At 44.1% G+C, this 15,306-nt stretch carries 16 protein-coding genes; 3 read left to right on the top strand and 13 right to left on the bottom strand.

Translation table 11 applies throughout. From position 1 onward, the window contains the following. The first annotated feature begins 261 nt into the window (after positions 1 to 261). Together LC1Nh_RS00080 and LC1Nh_RS00075 are read left to right on the top strand one after the other, a co-directional pair. Positions 262 to 1,356 (top strand): hypothetical protein, encoded by a 1,095-nt coding sequence (locus tag LC1Nh_RS00080; protein WP_153549664.1) that lies wholly within the window; start codon positions 262 to 264, stop codon positions 1,354 to 1,356. Then, the gene (locus tag LC1Nh_RS00075) at positions 1,353 to 1,937 is read left to right on the top strand and encodes a hypothetical protein (protein WP_153549663.1); all 585 of its coding nucleotides are present in this window, start codon (positions 1,353 to 1,355) and stop codon (positions 1,935 to 1,937) included. The genes LC1Nh_RS00080 and LC1Nh_RS00075 overlap by 4 nt, the downstream gene beginning before the upstream one ends. Here LC1Nh_RS00075 and LC1Nh_RS00070 read toward each other — a convergent pair. From LC1Nh_RS00070 to LC1Nh_RS00060, 3 genes are all read right to left on the bottom strand, one after another. Further along, positions 1,934 to 2,302 carry a VOC family protein gene (locus tag LC1Nh_RS00070; RefSeq protein ID WP_153549662.1) on the bottom strand — a complete coding sequence of 123 codons (369 nt, stop codon included), beginning with the start codon at positions 2,300 to 2,302 and terminating at the stop codon, positions 1,934 to 1,936. The two genes, LC1Nh_RS00075 and LC1Nh_RS00070, sit on opposite strands and share 4 nt — an antisense overlap. Positions 2,303 to 2,359: 57 nt before the next feature. Further along, positions 2,360 to 2,680, bottom strand: a complete 321-nt coding sequence (locus LC1Nh_RS00065; RefSeq protein ID WP_153549661.1) for a hypothetical protein — start codon at positions 2,678 to 2,680, stop codon at positions 2,360 to 2,362. 63 nt (positions 2,681 to 2,743) lie between these two features. Continuing rightward, on the bottom strand, positions 2,744 to 3,130 hold the full coding sequence (locus tag LC1Nh_RS00060; protein WP_153550819.1) for a CopG family ribbon-helix-helix protein: 387 nt from the start codon (positions 3,128 to 3,130) through the stop codon (positions 2,744 to 2,746). 52 nt (positions 3,131 to 3,182) lie between these two features. Here LC1Nh_RS00060 and LC1Nh_RS00055 point away from each other — a divergent pair, with 52 nt between their 5' ends. Continuing rightward, the gene (locus tag LC1Nh_RS00055) at positions 3,183 to 3,926 is read left to right on the top strand and encodes a ZIP family metal transporter (protein WP_153549660.1); all 744 of its coding nucleotides are present in this window, start codon (positions 3,183 to 3,185) and stop codon (positions 3,924 to 3,926) included. On the opposite strand, the gene LC1Nh_RS00050 is transcribed toward LC1Nh_RS00055, so the two are convergent. The 10 genes from LC1Nh_RS00050 to LC1Nh_RS00005 form a co-directional block, all read right to left on the bottom strand. Continuing rightward, positions 3,923 to 4,168, bottom strand: a complete 246-nt coding sequence (locus LC1Nh_RS00050; protein ID WP_153549659.1) for a DUF167 domain-containing protein — start codon at positions 4,166 to 4,168, stop codon at positions 3,923 to 3,925. The genes LC1Nh_RS00055 and LC1Nh_RS00050 overlap by 4 nt on opposite strands. A 4-nt stretch (positions 4,169 to 4,172) precedes the next feature. Beyond that, positions 4,173 to 4,424, bottom strand: a complete 252-nt coding sequence (locus LC1Nh_RS00045) for a hypothetical protein (protein WP_153549658.1) — start codon at positions 4,422 to 4,424, stop codon at positions 4,173 to 4,175. A 466-nt stretch (positions 4,425 to 4,890) separates the two neighbouring features. Next, on the bottom strand, positions 4,891 to 6,138 hold the full coding sequence (locus tag LC1Nh_RS00040; RefSeq protein ID WP_153549657.1) for an SUMF1/EgtB/PvdO family nonheme iron enzyme: 1,248 nt from the start codon (positions 6,136 to 6,138) through the stop codon (positions 4,891 to 4,893). 31 nt (positions 6,139 to 6,169) lie between these two features. Then, a complete protein-coding gene (locus LC1Nh_RS00035; protein WP_153549656.1) occupies positions 6,170 to 6,883 on the bottom strand; it encodes a hypothetical protein in 714 nt (237 codons plus the stop codon). A gap of 8 nt (positions 6,884 to 6,891) precedes the next feature. Continuing rightward, positions 6,892 to 7,515 (bottom strand): hypothetical protein, encoded by a 624-nt coding sequence (locus LC1Nh_RS00030; RefSeq protein ID WP_153549655.1) that lies wholly within the window; start codon positions 7,513 to 7,515, stop codon positions 6,892 to 6,894. 39 nt (positions 7,516 to 7,554) lie between these two features. Further along, entirely contained in the window at positions 7,555 to 8,010 is a 456-nt protein-coding gene (locus LC1Nh_RS00025; RefSeq protein ID WP_153549654.1) for a hypothetical protein, read from the bottom strand. A gap of 81 nt (positions 8,011 to 8,091) precedes the next feature. After that, positions 8,092 to 8,622, bottom strand: coding sequence for a CBS domain-containing protein (locus LC1Nh_RS00020; RefSeq protein ID WP_153549653.1), 531 nt, complete (start codon positions 8,620 to 8,622; stop codon positions 8,092 to 8,094). A gap of 59 nt (positions 8,623 to 8,681) precedes the next feature. Beyond that, positions 8,682 to 12,167, bottom strand: coding sequence for a DNA polymerase II large subunit (locus tag LC1Nh_RS00015; RefSeq protein WP_153549652.1), 3,486 nt, complete (start codon positions 12,165 to 12,167; stop codon positions 8,682 to 8,684). A gap of 62 nt (positions 12,168 to 12,229) precedes the next feature. Next, positions 12,230 to 13,915 carry a DNA-directed DNA polymerase II small subunit gene (locus LC1Nh_RS00010; RefSeq protein WP_153549651.1) on the bottom strand — a complete coding sequence of 562 codons (1,686 nt, stop codon included), beginning with the start codon at positions 13,913 to 13,915 and terminating at the stop codon, positions 12,230 to 12,232. Positions 13,916 to 13,957: 42 nt separating this feature from the next. After that, complete coding sequence (locus LC1Nh_RS00005) at positions 13,958 to 15,172, bottom strand: ORC1-type DNA replication protein (RefSeq protein ID WP_256727641.1); 1,215 nt, start codon at positions 15,170 to 15,172, stop codon at positions 13,958 to 13,960. Positions 15,173 to 15,306 lie beyond the last annotated feature (134 nt).

Here is a 15,306-nt window from a genome sequence, read left to right as displayed (position 1 = left end):
TCGTTTAAAATATACTTTAAGGAACACAAGTTCTTAGAACAAGCTAAAAAATTGAAATCAAGACGTTAACCAGAAAAAAGACAAATATATAGTATCAAATCCTATAGAAAAAGATTAAAATGAAAAATGAGTTAATTAACAAGTCCTAAAGTAAACATGAAAATTTGTTACATTTGAGAACACTTATTCAGTTCTTTACAGCTTTAGAAACGTAATAAATGGTTTTTATACAGAGTTGGAATCTGAAGTTAGGTAATTAGAATGGTGTTAAGCTATGCGAAAAATCTGGTTGGCAAAGCGAAAGAAAAACTAGGTATAGGCTCCAGCAACGACTTTGAGCAGGTAGATTCTGCTGTTGACAGCATTTTCGAACAGGAAAATGAGATTAACCAGAAGTTTGAGGACATCAACGAAAAATATGAGCTGAAGGCTGAGAGGGCTTACGAAAAAATGCTTGAGCCTGGCGAGGAATCTTACTCGCTTGAGGATGAGGAGATTGACGTTTCCGGCGTACAGGTTAACAGAGGCGTAGAAGGACTGACCAAAGGACTTTTCTCAGAGAGCGACACCATAAATATAGGGGCAGACAACCTGTTAGACTACGTCAATGAACTAGGGGAGAAGATCACTGCCCGTGAATCAGAGATAGAGAGAAGCGAAGCAGCACTAAAGGAATTCGGCTCAGAGACAGTTGGAGAACTTCTAGGTGCAGAAGAAGCAGACACATACGCTCAGTCAGTAGTCCAATCAGCAAACGCCAAAAGCATACTCGACACAAAGAACTCACAACTAGAAGCAGAAACAAACGCACTCAAAGAGGAACTATCAGGCGCCGTCGAACAGTACACACAGCAAATATACGATGACGCCCGAAAACTATCAGAACAGCTAGGAGGAACCGCAAGAGCAAATGAAGGTGAATTCGACATACTTAGAAACATCGCAGACTCAAGGCAAAACCTGCTTGAAAAAACCCACAACAACACGTTAATCGACCGGTCCTCAGCAATAAAAACAAGCGGAGAAGCAATAAGCGCACAGTCCAAACTCGTCAAACAGTATCTAGACAAACTAGACTCCTACCAAGAAAGCATGGAAAAACTAGTCAACACCGCAACACCTTACCTCGACGACCAAAACCTTTCAAACGCATCAGAAAGAGCAGAAGCAATGAAACAAGGACTGGAAGGGCTTTCAAACGTAGTAAACGAGAACAACTACGAAACAGTTGAAGAAGCACTGACAGACACAGTCAACAAAGGACTTACACCGGAAGAAACATCCCCCGAACACTACTTCAACGACAAAAACCCCTCAAAAACAGACAAAGACCCAAAACCAGTGGCACCACAGTGAAAAAACCTGACCCTGAAGAATTCACAGGACAGGCAGAACAAAAAACAAGTGAAAACACCAAAATACCTGGCTACAACCAAATCAAGGAAGCAGGAAACAAGCTAAGACACAGCACATACAAACACCTAGGAATCGAAGATGAAGAAGGAGAAGTAAATAAAAGGAGAAGAAACATTCTAGTAGCAGTAGGCGCTTCAGGAATAGGGACTACAGTAGTAGACGCCAGCATACTAAAAGAACTAGATATCAAAACCAAAAAATTCCCGTACAGCATAGAAAAGCGACAAGAACAGATCGAACAAGAATTTCAGGAAGAATGCAGACTAGCATACGGCATCGACAACACCATAGTCGAAGAACATAACCTTGCGGATACACAAGAACTACATCCACATACAGGACAGCAATACCTCGCCACATACAACCAGACCCAAGAAAACTGGACACTACAAGGATACAAAGACAGAAAACACGAAGAACCCAAAACAGTCAACGTAAACAACGATGAAATCAACCAGCTGCTGAACAACGCCGACGAAGAATGGGGAGAAGAAATAATCGAATACTGCCATCTAGACTAACCCAAGATCTCAACCTCATACCCTTCCGGATCCTTGACAAAACCATAGTTACCAGGACATTCCCCCGGCGGACGGTAGTCCTCACCGCCAGCATCAACAGCCTTCCGATAGGCATCTTTTAGAGACTGACCCTCATCCGTTCTAATGGCGATATGACCGAAACCTTCACCCTTCTCATACCGGTCGTCCACACCATGATTGTAAGTAAGCTCCAGCACCTCATCCTGACCCGGAATCCGCAGGAAGTACAGTGTGAAAGTATCATTCTCAGATTCCCTAACAAGTTCAAATCCAAAAGCCTCTTCATAGAACTCAATTACCTTTTCCGGGTTAGAAACCCTCAGCATCGTATGATCTAACTTCATAAAGACAGATATGCATCTGAAGATTAATCAGTCTAACCAAGCGGGAAAAAATAATCCTTACCTGAGATCAGAAAGCTCACTAGACTCCTTCCACTGCTCAATCTCACCAAAAACAACACTTAACTGGCGGCGAATATCCTCAACAACTTCCTCAACCTGCTGAAGCTCCTGATCAGCATCCTCAATATCACTCACAATAGTATCAAACTCCTCCTGCTTCTCCTCAACAGTCTCCGCATTAGCAAGATTATCAGCCTGCTGAAACGCCCGAGCAACCCTACTCTTCACATCCCTCAAATCACCTTCAACCTGGACAATCTCATCATCAGCAAACTGCAAATTATCAATCGCCTCAAACAACTTTTGCTCATTCTCCATAACCAGAATATAACATCCCGATTTTTTATTCTTTCACAACCCAACAAACTGAAAATAAACCTACTAATTCTGAGGCAGCATGTTCACCGACTCCGTATGCTTACTGCCCTCCAGCTCGTTATAGAAGTTAATCACTCTCTCAGCTTTCCCATTAGTATGGAACACCTCAAGACATACCTGACCATCCAGCTTACTGTGGAGCTGCGTGGTTACAACATCATCAAAATCATGTGAAATATGTGCAATCCTTTCCTCCTTCTTATGCGGATGCCTCACCACAATAACAGCATTTAACTCTCCCTCTAAACTCTGGTTATCCTCTACTTCCTGATGCAGATTCTCAACAGCCTTCCTGATAAGTTCGCTACGACCATTGAAACTAGCTTCCTCCTGTATCTCATCGATTTTCTCCAATGTTTCTTCATCCAGAGATAGACTTATTATTTCCATAACACTAAATTAATAGGAAACTTCAAAAACTTAATAACATGTATGTTTTAACATGAGTACTTTAACTGACATCGGCACGGCATTACTACTTACCTCCATACTTTCAGCAATAGGAGCATTCTTCCTATTCCTCAGCAAAGACAAAGTAGACAACCTAGTAGAATACCTGATCAGCCTCTCAGCAGGCACAATATTCGGAGGCGTATTCATACACCTAATCTACAGACTAGCCAATCCAATCGGCTACACACGAGAAACCGGATTACTCGTAATGGCAGGAATAGCATTCTCACTGATACTGGAGAGAACAGTCCACTGGCACTGCCACAACCAAGACCTACACGAAGAACCATTCAGCTACGTACTACTGGCTGGAGATGGAGTGCATAATGTTTTGGATGGCATCTTGATTACAACCAGTTTCCTGGCATCAACGTCTGCAGGGATCGCATCAACGGTAGCAATAGCTGCACACAAAGTACCGAAAGAAGTAGGAGACTTCGGAGTACTACTAGAAGGTGGATTCTCGAGAGAGAAAGCAATCGGAGCCAACATACTAGTCAGCCTATTCATGTTCCTAGGAGCAGGACTAGTCCTGGCTCTTTCAACAGTTTCAGGAAACATAGTAGCACTACTACTTCCACTAGTCATCGGCAACTTCATCTACATCGCAGGAAGCGACCTACTACCGAGGTTCAAAGAATCAGACACACACATCGCACCACACCTAGTCATGTTTACCATAGGAACAGCGATAATGTACGCAATACCATTCATCAAACAAGCAATTGCCTAAAAACTCCTTAATTTTTCCTCTACTTTTTCTTCAGAAATATCAACCTTCAACTTCTTCCTCCTAGAACGATGTCCAGAAATTATCGCTGGTTTCTCACCTAGAATACTCTCAAGTTCTCTTATTAGTTCGGCGTTTGCTCTACCATTCTCAGCAGGCTCAGTAAGAGAAACCTTCGTAATATATGCTTGCTCAACGCTGAAAGACTCAGAACCTGGTTCAACCTTTACATAGAACTCTGCCATTTATTCAACCAAAAAGACTCATTATCATAGATAAAAACCCTTCAGACTTTTGCTCCGTAGCCTTACCTGTAACCTTCTGAGACTCTTCCTGCTTAATCTTCCTAATCTCCTCATTAGTCCGTTCCTCAATCTCCTCCGTCACATTAACACTCTCAGACTCGGACGAAATATTAACCCTCTCCTTAATCTCCTGCTCAACATCCCTGCTGGAGCCCTCAGAATAATTATCCAAAACCTCAGAACCAGAAGACTCCAAACTAACAGACACCGCAGACCCAGAAAAGCCCACAGCCAACAAAAATACCACCGCCAAACCATAAAATCTTCTTACCATCTAAACAACAATAGAATCAAATAGTTTATATTACTACAACACACCACAAAACCAAAAACAAGATTTGGCTGCCTGGTAACACAGACGCACTCATCCAGGGTCCCTTTCCCGTCATGCCTGCTGACCAATAGGCAGCCAAAAAAAAATACCAAGTAAAAACAAGTTATGTCCGAAGCCTTTTATTGGAAGAACACAGACACCCAATTCTCACAGGGCTGCAAACCAGTAAAATCCACTTCACCCATTCTGATCACCTCGCAACCCAGCATTCCAAAATCGAAGATTTTGTGCATTCACAGAAAATCACTCAGTGATTTTCGAGCACTCAGCAATCAGGACTCGAAATTCTCTGGGAGAATTTCTGCGACATGAAAACCCTACAGAGTTTTCAACTCAAAGAACACCGGAACCCGGTGCCCCTGCCCGAGCCCGAAGGATCGTCGCGCAGGATCATGGAGAACACGCCGGCGTCCGCACCACTGCGCGCGTAACCACCGCGCCGAACGGCACGAGTATCATTACTCGAAGACCAGTAGTAGTCACCCCCGAAATCGGAATTACTGCTACCAAGAGATTCAGGGTAACCATTATTGTTCCAAGACGAGACATGACCCTCACTACCGCCTTTATGCATCGGATGTGATTGGTCAACCACAGTAGATGTCCACTCCCACACATTACCATTCAAATCATGAACTCCAATAGTATTAGCCCATGTATCCGGACCAGAACCGGTTAATGTTCTGTCTTTCTCTCCATCATTGTTCCAGTCATGACTTGTTGGATCTATCGTTCCCTGATCCCCATTACTGTCCTCATTATTGTTTGTGTTACCTAAAGGCTGAGAAGATTCATTACCAATCTCCGCCATCGTAGCAGCCTGCCACTGCCTATTACTTGGCAAATTGAAGCCTGCTGCTTCACAGGCCTCCAAAGCCCCAGGATCTGTACCCGGATCTGCCCTACTGGAATCATAGTTCATACTTATCTCAGTCCACGGGACAACGCCCTGTTGAGAAGCCGGAACATCGCTTGTACCTTCGCTGCTATCAGTCGCATCACTCCGAGAAGCCTCATACTTCATAATATAGAAATCAGACATACCACTAGTATCAACAGTCGACTGATTAACCTCAGAAACATCAACAAACACCCATTCGCCATTCCCAGGTTCTGCTTGTTCAGTATCCAGAGAGAAGGCGCCGGTGATACTGCCGTTAACCGCTAAATTATCCAAACCGCCACTATCATAAGTAATCTCAACATTAACACTGTTTTGTCCACTGGTTTCAGCTAAGCCGATTGTATTAAATGTTTTTTCTTCTCCAACTGGCAAGGTTTTGTCTGGTCGGGCAACAACCTTGTTTCCTTCTTCATTGGTTAAAGTTATTTTTTCCACCTGTATTTCCTCAGCTTCTTGGTTACGTAAAGCCATTTGAAAACTATTGCTGCTGGTTAAACCACCTTCAACAAAGGCAACACCACTACCAGCATCAAAACCACTAGAATCCAAACTAGAACCACCTTGAACAGTTGTAAAAACAGCACCACCAACAATAGCGACTACAAGAAGCATCCAACCATAGGTTGTGAGATACTCAATCGCAGACTGCCCCTTAGAAGTTCTAAATTTCATGATATGTTATATCCTTTGTTAGGTTATAACTTTATTGGAAGAAGACTCCGTCTTCGACTGCTGGTTTGAATACTGCTTGGCGGCTTTTGGTTTGTAGGGGTTCTTCGCCGTGGTATTTTCTGAGGTATTGGAAGTATTCGTTTACTTTTTCTCTGACGTATTCTCCGTCGTATTCGATTTGTTCTTCTGCCAGCATTTCCAGGTATGCCCATTTGAAAAACCGGTTTAAGGGGTAGGCGATGAAACGCGGTAGGAAGTCGATGCCTCCCGGAATTTTATCATACTTGAGTTTTCCTTTTACGAAGTATTCGACTGTGCAGGCATCGTTCTCTCCGGAAGGAGCGCCGACACTGTCTATTTCTATGTAAATTCTGTAATCTCCGTTGCCGCTCGGCAAACCATCACCATTAACATACATATGGGACTCAAAATCGCCGTTATCGATCTTTTCAGCATACCATTCTTCGAACGGTCGGTTTAACTGCATGTTCTGTTTCAAAATCTTCTTATGGTTCGCGTATATCTGTGGAACATGCGGGGAATCATACCACTCCTTCTTATTCACGACCTCAACCCAGTCACCATGGAACAGGTGGAAGTCATGCCACACATTGTCTCCTTTCTCAAAGGCTTCCTCTTCATCAAAATTTTTGCCCTCAACCTTGTAGGTGTCCGGAGTATGAAGCCAGGGAAGAATATTTCGAGAAAACCAGCCAACATTATTATCTTTACCTGAGTCTGACATTGTTTAAATCACTGCCATGGCGGCGTGTAGTGACCTGCGCCTGTTCTTCCGATAGATTTTTCGACACCGAACTTCTCCCTCATCAAATCATGGATGTGAAGACAGGTCTCTTTAGCCTCCTCTTCATACATATGGAACTCCTTAGAATAAAACTTGTTGTGCCACAAGCCTACGATTATCTCATACAGCTTTGAGCGCTGGAAACGAGACTTGTGCTCCGCCTCCAAACCGGTTATGCTACCCCAGTTAGAAGTTGGTTCTTCTCTAAGACCTTTAGGAAGCCAGGCGATATCCTCTCCGCCCGGATAGACAGACACCACTTCAGCATATGTTGATACACGCGCCTTCAAAATATCCTGACCATGCTCCATCTTGTAAATATTCTTAGGACTCTTAACACGAAACTGCAGATTATAATGAATAACAGTGTGCGGAGACTTCTCCTTAAACGCATGCATACGGATCTTGTCCTTCGGGCTAGAAACAGAGAACTCGGACTTTCCTTCTTCAATCCTATCCATATCAAACTCTTCAACCAGGAGATCCTTCAAACCTCTGTAGATCCTAGCAGGATCATCCTTGACAAAAAAGTGGTCCTGCTTACTGAAAGCATCATGATCGAACTTAACCATTCGAAAATCGCCTCGATTTTCTACAAACCAGCTTATAATTCATAAGCTGCTAGTCTCCAGGGTTTCACGCACCCTCTCCATTATAGTATCAAGCTTTTCCTCAGCAGCATGCTCAAAACCATGCCGGACGCTACCGTACAAGAACTTGTCGAATAGTGAGCGGTAGGCATAGTACCAGAGAGTGCCCTGCCATGCCTTTTCAGTAGGATATTCTGTTACGAGCTTTGCTTTAACCTGCATATCCAGCTCCGACTTCTTCTCATCAATAGTAAGATAAATCTCATACTTAGCCGCTGTATGGGCATCAAAACCTTCCTCACAGTTGATTCTGGCTCTGATCTGGTTCTTCTCCAGGTCGTTAAAGTATTTCTCCTCATGTGCGCCGTCAAGAGCAATTCTGTTCTCAAGAAGATCTTTTAACTCAGCATAGGCTCTGCTCGGATCCCGGATCTTCAAGGTTTGGCGGCGCCGATCAACTTCCTCAACAATATTCATACAACGACTCAGAGAAAAATTAGGTTGGCTCGGCTAAAAAACCCTAGGAGAAAAAAGCTCAAAGAAGAGAATAGAAAAAATTTACTTGCACTCAGGGCATACCATCATACCATTGATGTTCTCCAGCTCCTCACTGTAGTTCTCACAGCTCTCACAGTAACCATCCTGTGACTCCGGATTAGGTGTGGCAGGAGCATCCATCTCCCTTTCCTCACCGATAACCTCGGCAAATCCAGGCCAAGCTCTTAGGATATCACTCTGAGTCAATATGCCGACAAGCATGTCGCCCCTGACAACCGGTACACGGGAGACATTGTTCCTGACCATCGCCATCGCCACATCATTAAGGACTTCATCCTCCTCAGCGACAATAAGATCACTGCTCATAATATCCTTCACCTGATGACCAGAAGGATCCTTCCCTTCCGATACAAGCTGGTAAACAATATCACGACAAACAACAATCCCAACAGCCTCACCATTATCGACAACCACCAAACCCCTGATCTCTTCCTCTTCAAGGAGCTGAGCTGCCTCAACAACAGATTTATCTTGTTCAACGGCAATAACGCCCTCAGTCATCACGTCCGAAATCTCAACTTCATTTGTCATAACACAATAATTAACCTCACACGACTAAAAATCCTGTGCACCAAGAAACCTCAGAAAAACTAAGTAAACTGTCCTAGACCACTCTGCCTTTCATCCTTCCCAAACAAGCTCTGGAGCGTACCATTCAACATTGTTACCTGCTGCCTGAGGTACGGAGTGATCTCATACTCATCAATTATATCCTTAGACGGCTGCATATACTTCTTAATCGTACCATAAGAAATTGTCAGGAGAACCTTTCCATCACATTCAGGGCACTGCGCAGTAGTCTTCCCAGAAGGCGCAATAGTCTGATTTGTCAAGGGTACACGCCTGAACTTGGTGTTACAGTCCACACAACGCATCTCCTGGCTGGAGAAACTTCTTAGGTTACCTCTGATATCTGGCAGGAAGTGCTTCTGAAGGAGAAGTTCGGCGGTAGCATCCTCATCGGCAGCCTTGGTCTTCTCACCAAGACCCAACTGTGCTGAAGTCTTATCACTCATCGAATCCAATGTAACATACTCAGACTGGCTTGGACCATCCTCAACATCCGTACAACCATGAGTAAAACCATGCTTAAACGGCTCATCACTATGAACAACATCCTCACCAATCTCAATATCAGTATCCAAATTCCACGGCTTCTTATACTCCAAACTCTCCTCATAAAAACTCAAAGGATACTCAGAAACAGTCTCAACCGCCCAAGCCTCATCATCCACCTCATCAGGATTCAAAACAGTAGAGAGAATTAACGGCGCATCCATGGTCCTTGCACCTGTCATGTCCGGGAGGAACTGTCGTGAGAAATTCAGTAAGCCATCCATCATCATCAGAATGGCGTCCTCATCTCCATCCGCGTTCCTTCTTTTCGCTGCGTGCCAGTATGGGTGTGCGTAGATTCCTTTGGCGTCTGTAAAGCCTATTATGCGTCCTACTGTTCCTCCACTGGTGTGTGGTGCTAGTCCGATTACTAGTTCTCCTACGAGGTCTTCTTTTTCTTCTACTTGGTAGAATGGGTCGACTTCGTAGAATTCTGTTAGTAGTTCGTCTGTGAAGTTGCAGACTCTCATCATGTATTCTGCTGCGGAGAGTGTTTTGTCGCTGTCAGGTATGATTATATCCTGTGGCTTAAGCTCTACTACCTGGTCTTTTCTTTCCAGTGGTTCTCCGTTGTGATCTTCAGTATAGCCTATCTCGTTGAGTTTTTCGACTGAGACGCTGATTTCTTCTGGTTTGAAGTGTGTCATTGGGATGTCTGATGCATCATATCTTACTGTTGCGTCCTTGTTAACATAGAGGTCGTGTTTCTCTCTGAGTAAGCCTTTTTCGATCGGTTCTACATGTTTGTGTTCCGAGGTCATTCCACGGAAGGATTTCAGTAGTTCAGGTGGCTTGGGCATGTCTAGGTTCTCTAATGCGTTGTCCATCAGGTTCTCGATGTCTATATTCTCATTTTTGTGTCTCTGGAATCTTTCGTTGCCGCAGCTATCGCAGCTCTCCGACTCTTCCACATACTCCTCCCTACATTCTGTGCAGTACCAGACAGGTTCTGCAGGATTTCCTGTATCAGGATTGTAGGCAAAGTAGGTTTTCTCTCCTGTTTCCTGATCCTTGTTAACCACAATATTTTCCTGGACACTTCCATAGTTGTAGGATGCTGTAAGATTTCTCATCCTGCCGCCTTCCTGCTTTCCGCAAGGGAATAGCAGCTGAGGCTTTCCGTTCAAAGTTCTTCTCTCCGCTTTCTCCGGTCGGCCCATCCTAGCACCAAGATAATGAGGTGCTTGATCTCTTAGCTCGTATCCTGAGATTTCCTGAACAAAATTATGGATCTCATTTCCATTTTCTAGCTGTTCAATCTTATCTGTATGGCTTTCTTCCATTACAAGAAGTTTTTTCAGAACTTTCAGGTCGTCTTCAGGAACATTTATTTTGTCTTCTCCGGTCTTGTGCTGTACTAGTATGTCCTCAAGACATTTCTTTGCTTCCTGGCTTCGAATCTCTCCATCATTGATTTCCTCATATAGTGCCTGGAATTTTTCTGAACTGGTTTCGTCCCAGTGGTATTGCCATCTTGGATGGAGCGGAATACCAAGTACATCGCTTATCTTGAATGCTTCTTTTGGTGTGGGTTCTCTATCGCTGAAGTCTTTGCCAAGCTTGACATCCTGTTCTTCAAGCTCTTTTTCCAGTTCTTTTTCCCACCATTCTTCTACATAAGGCGATGGCAGCAGCTTTTTACCGTTTTCAACGAATTCACCATAAGTTACAAGCATGTCGCCGAGGAAGAGTATTTCTTCAATATCATTTTCTAGTTCTCGGGCTTTTTCCCGTGTCTCTACCTTGATCACATCACCGTTTTCCAATCTGACAACAGGAGGATGAATGCTGTCGCATGGCGTTGCCACCGTTGCTTTTCCAGGATACTCTATCTTCATCTGCGTGCCTATGGCCATGAAACGCTCTGTAATCTCCATAGTGGCAGGATGAAATGAGTTAGCCGCTAATCCATTCGTTCTTGAGTGGCCGTATCTCAGTCGGAAACCTCCTTTTTTTCCGGGATGGGCGAATATAGGCCTTCCAGCAGTTAGAGATCCTAGGTATTTGTCGCTTGGAGTGTAACCTGGTTTTTTCTCTTTTTCCTCATCTTCATCGTCGTCATCGTCTCCTGAGCTGTGTATTTCTTTCTGTAGTTTGAGGTATTCCTCAACCCAGTCCCAGTGCTCTAATCCGAAGTCTTCTCCCCATTTCTCGATTCTTTTCTCAATCTTTGACGCCTTCAATGGCAGGCCATCAAGGTAGACGAGGCACATACCGCCTCTGATAGCATTAGTTTCTACTCTGTCGAGGTCCTTATAGTTTGAGACATCTAAATCTTCCGTAGCTGATCCTGTGACCTCTACAGGGACATTCTCCGCAATCTTCTTCGTTTCCTCACGAGTAGGATTGTATTGTTTGGCTGTGACACGGTTGTAGTAATCCTCAACCTCTGTAGCATATCTTTTGACAACTGTGTCAGAAGGCTTGAACCTGTCCAGACCTACTCCTATCCTTACATAGTCTGCTAGAAGCACTGACATTGCGGAGGCTGTCCCTCCTGCCGAGCGGATAGGTCCTGCATAATACATTGCCAAGTATTCAGAGCCATCATCGTTGGTTCTGACCTTGACATCTGCAATTCCTTCTAGAGGAGCTGTAGTTATCCCTCCAGTCATGTAGGATGCTCCTACCCTGATGCCTGCATCACAGGCTCTCTCAACATCTTCGAACTCGTAGAAATCTCCTTCAGCTATCTCACGGGCGATCTGGAAGGCAACTCTCTCATCGTTCTTGCCGTACTCATCTTCAAGTTCTCTGATTCTCTCAGGAACACCTTGATCCTCCAGTTCTTCGAACATAGCTGCTATAACCAGGCTGGAAGCCTTCTCAGGGAGGTCAGTAGCAACCGGGATATCAATCTTTCTCTCTGGATCCTTGGATTGTTCTCTTGCTTTCTCAGCTAGTTCATAGGCTTTATCTGTCTCGTCTGAGATTCTTTCAAAGTATTTTTCTACTTTCATTGTTTTTCTTGCCTCTTGTGGTGCTTTCTCTGAATGCTCTGTTCTCGTCGCGAAACTGCGGCTTAGAACTGCTTTACCTGTGTTTTTCGGGTTTTGTAGTCCACTATTGTTACTTTTCCGGGGTCTGGTTCGTGGCCCATTCTTTTCTGGAAGTCGGTCTGTGCCTGGAATGTGGAGGAGTTGATGACATTGACTCCTTTGTATGTGGTGTTGGCGTGGCTGTGGAAGTGGCCTGAAACCATAACATCCGGCTGCTCCTCGATTACCAACTGGTCTTCCATCTCAGGGCTCAGCATGTTATCGCCGTAGGTAGGCGCGAGATGTCTTCTCTTGAGTAGGTCTATCATGACATGGTGAGGTTCTTCGTATGCTTTTTCTCTCAGGTCTTGGATTTTGTCGACATGGTCGTCGAAGCTGTAACCGTGGTACATCAGGTTCTTGATACCCTTACTTCTGATCGCGTGAAGTCGGACCATCTGCGGATTTTGGACTCTGTGGAAGTTGTTGTAGTCATCGATGTCCGGGAAGACTTTTTTCGGCAGTCGTGGCTGTGGCTCCGCTAACCGGGTTATTTCGTGGTTTCCTGGTCCGACAATTACCTGTATATCTTCTGGAATCTTCTGGAACCATTCCTCGAAAAGTTGGTACTGTTTGTAGATATCTTCTACCTCTAGTTCTTCCTTCTGTCCTGGATATACTCCTACGCCTTCTACTAGGTCTCCGGGCATCACAAGATAGCCGATATGTTTGGCTTCTTCGGTTGACAGCCAGTCTCCGAATCGGTCAAGCCTTTTGTGGAGTGTGTCCTGGCTTCCCATGTGGAGATCTGAGATGTATGCTGCCTGTACTTTGTCTTGTGTTGAGTTGGTGCCCTGTGGTATCGGGAGGTCTGGCCGTATCACAGAGTTGGCATAGATTATGTCGCCACCCATGCTACCTGAGACACCAATCACCTCATCTGGAACCAATCTGTCGCCCTCCCTTTCATCCACGAGCGCCTTGAAAGTCCCGGTCTTATCCTCGAGCTCAACAATATACTTGCCAGAGTTAGTCGAGTACTTGTCGTTGACGAATCCGATAGTGGTGGCTTCCTCACCCTCACTTCTTCCCTCTAACCGGTTGATGGTTGTAGCTGACTTCATCTCCTGTCTGCGAGTCAGCAGCTTCTTCATCTTGTCGTAGCGATCATTGTAGTATCCTAGGAACTCAGGTACATCTTTTTCCTCCTGAGTAATCTGTTTCTCATCCATGATCTCGACTTTAGTATCTTTTTCATCCCTAGAACCTGTGTCCTTGATTTCTACCGTCTTGTTCTTGTCGAAGTATGAGGACTTGGTTTCAAACTCTTCTTCCAGATCCTTACTCATTTCTTCGGAGGTTTCTGGAGCAGGTTCAGTTGTTTCTTCAGAAGATGTTTGTGTATTTGGAGATTCTTCAGCATCTTTTTCTTGTGAGACAGTTTCTTCATGTTCCTGTATTTCTTCAGGTTCTGTCTCTGTTGTACTTGTGCCCTCCCCTTGTTTCACAGCCATTTTTTGTTTCTGAACTGTTTTAACACCGTTATTTCCAGTTGAAACACTGGTCTCCATTTTTTCTCTTAAGTTCTCCACCATCTTGCGAGAAACAAACATAGGAGTAACATCAAGCTGTTCGATCAACTCGACATCTTCTTTAGATATACTTTCAGCTGCATCCTTCTCAACCATGCAACCTTGCTTCGTTAGCTGTTTAACTGCTTCTTCATTCATTCAACAAGCCCCTCCCAAAAGGCAAAAACCTTAAAATCATCTTCACTCATCTTCAAGGTAGAAATTATCCTCTACCATCTTCTCAAGTTGCCCACGAATACTCTCAGACAAATCAACACTTATCTGTCGAGTACGACCGTAACGACCTTTGCTAATCACTTTTGCATTGATAACACCAAGCATGTCCAATTCAGAGATTAATCCTGAAACCCTTCTTTGAGTAAGCTCAGAGACATCAACTTCTGTACAGAGATCTTTATATTCTGAATAGACATCTCCTGTCGCAATTTTATCCTCATCTTCTGTCATATCTAGGATAGTGTATAATACTAGTTTGGAGTGTTTTGGCTGGCTTCTTACAGTCTCAACAACTCGATCTCTCTCGATCTTATCCTGTGCTCTATCCACATGCTCTTTCTCGATAAGATCTGTTTCCGATCTTTCAGCTAATTCTCCTGCGACCCTGAGAAGGTCAAGAGCTCTTCTAGCATCGCCGTGCTCCTGAGCGGCCAGTGCAGAACACTTGGAAATCACTCCATCCTTCAGTGCATCGTCGACAAAGGCCTTATCAGTCCTCTCCTTCAAAATTTCTCTGAGTTCAATAGCATTGTAAGGAGGGAAGATAATCTCTTCCTCCGACAGAGAAGACTTAACTCTGGAATCCATATATTCAGTGAAGTTAAGATCATTGGAAATACCTAGAATAGAGACCTTAGTTTCATCTAAGTCATCATTGATCCTGGTAAGGTTGTAAAGGAACTCATCCCCCACCTTCTTGACTAAAGCATCGATCTCGTCCAGTGCAATTATTACGACGCCTTTCTGTTCCTTGAGAGCCTCGAAAAATCTATTATAGATTTCATCCGTTGGTAGACCAGTAGAAGGCACATCCTCTCCCAGCTGTCTAGCTAGTTTAGCTAGAAGCCGGTACTCTGTGTCTGCTACCTTCTTCATCTTACAGTTAATATACAGAACATTCAGGTCGATATCCTTATCCTTTGCAACCGTCTTTAATTCTCCTTTAACATGCTTTACGATAAGAGTCTTACCTGTACCTACAGAGCCGTATAGAAACACATTACTAGGATCGTTTCCTTTCAGGCTAGGTGCAAGAATAGAACCTAAATCATTAATCTGCTGTTCCCTATGCAGAATATTGTCGGGCTTATAGTTAGTGGTAAGTGCATCCTTGTTTTTGAAAACTGATTCCTTATCGACGTAGTTAGAAAACATTGATTTGAGATTGCTTTGACTCAAAGTGATGCACCCGTGCTGAAAGATATATTCATTTTGCTTTACCCCTCGCCCGTGTTTATTCCAACTGAAACCAAGGTTTATAATCCCTTCCATGTGAAGCCAAGGTGAACACCACCCCCACCCCCTGATTTCAT

It is taken from the genome of Candidatus Nanohalobium constans (assembly GCF_009617975.1).
GTDB classification, from domain to species: Archaea; Nanohalarchaeota; Nanosalinia; order Nanosalinales; family Nanosalinaceae; genus Nanohalobium; species Nanohalobium constans.
The sequence above is the reverse complement of the archived record's forward strand: the minus strand, read 5'-3'. Positions and strand labels throughout refer to the sequence as shown.

Bases quoted from the DNA above. Each gene is read 5' to 3' on its own strand.
- LC1Nh_RS00080 (WP_153549664.1), top strand. From the start codon at position 262: ATGGTGTTAAGCTATGCGAAAAATCTGGTTGGCAAAGCGAAAGAAAAA.
- LC1Nh_RS00070 (WP_153549662.1), bottom strand. From the start codon at position 2,302: ATGAAGTTAGATCATACGATGCTGAGGGTTTCTAACCCGGAAAAGGTA.
- LC1Nh_RS00065 (WP_153549661.1), bottom strand. From the start codon at position 2,680: ATGGAGAATGAGCAAAAGTTGTTTGAGGCGATTGATAATTTGCAGTTT.
- LC1Nh_RS00060 (WP_153550819.1), bottom strand. From the start codon at position 3,130: ATGGAAATAATAAGTCTATCTCTGGATGAAGAAACATTGGAGAAAATC.
- LC1Nh_RS00055 (WP_153549660.1), top strand. From the start codon at position 3,183: ATGAGTACTTTAACTGACATCGGCACGGCATTACTACTTACCTCCATA.
- LC1Nh_RS00050 (WP_153549659.1), bottom strand. From the start codon at position 4,168: ATGGCAGAGTTCTATGTAAAGGTTGAACCAGGTTCTGAGTCTTTCAGC.
- LC1Nh_RS00040 (WP_153549657.1), bottom strand. From the start codon at position 6,138: ATGAAATTTAGAACTTCTAAGGGGCAGTCTGCGATTGAGTATCTCACA.
- LC1Nh_RS00035 (WP_153549656.1), bottom strand. From the start codon at position 6,883: ATGTCAGACTCAGGTAAAGATAATAATGTTGGCTGGTTTTCTCGAAAT.
- LC1Nh_RS00030 (WP_153549655.1), bottom strand. From the start codon at position 7,515: ATGGTTAAGTTCGATCATGATGCTTTCAGTAAGCAGGACCACTTTTTT.
- LC1Nh_RS00025 (WP_153549654.1), bottom strand. From the start codon at position 8,010: ATGAATATTGTTGAGGAAGTTGATCGGCGCCGCCAAACCTTGAAGATC.
- LC1Nh_RS00020 (WP_153549653.1), bottom strand. From the start codon at position 8,622: ATGACAAATGAAGTTGAGATTTCGGACGTGATGACTGAGGGCGTTATT.
- LC1Nh_RS00015 (WP_153549652.1), bottom strand. From the start codon at position 12,167: ATGAAAGTAGAAAAATACTTTGAAAGAATCTCAGACGAGACAGATAAA.
- LC1Nh_RS00010 (WP_153549651.1), bottom strand. From the start codon at position 13,915: ATGAATGAAGAAGCAGTTAAACAGCTAACGAAGCAAGGTTGCATGGTT.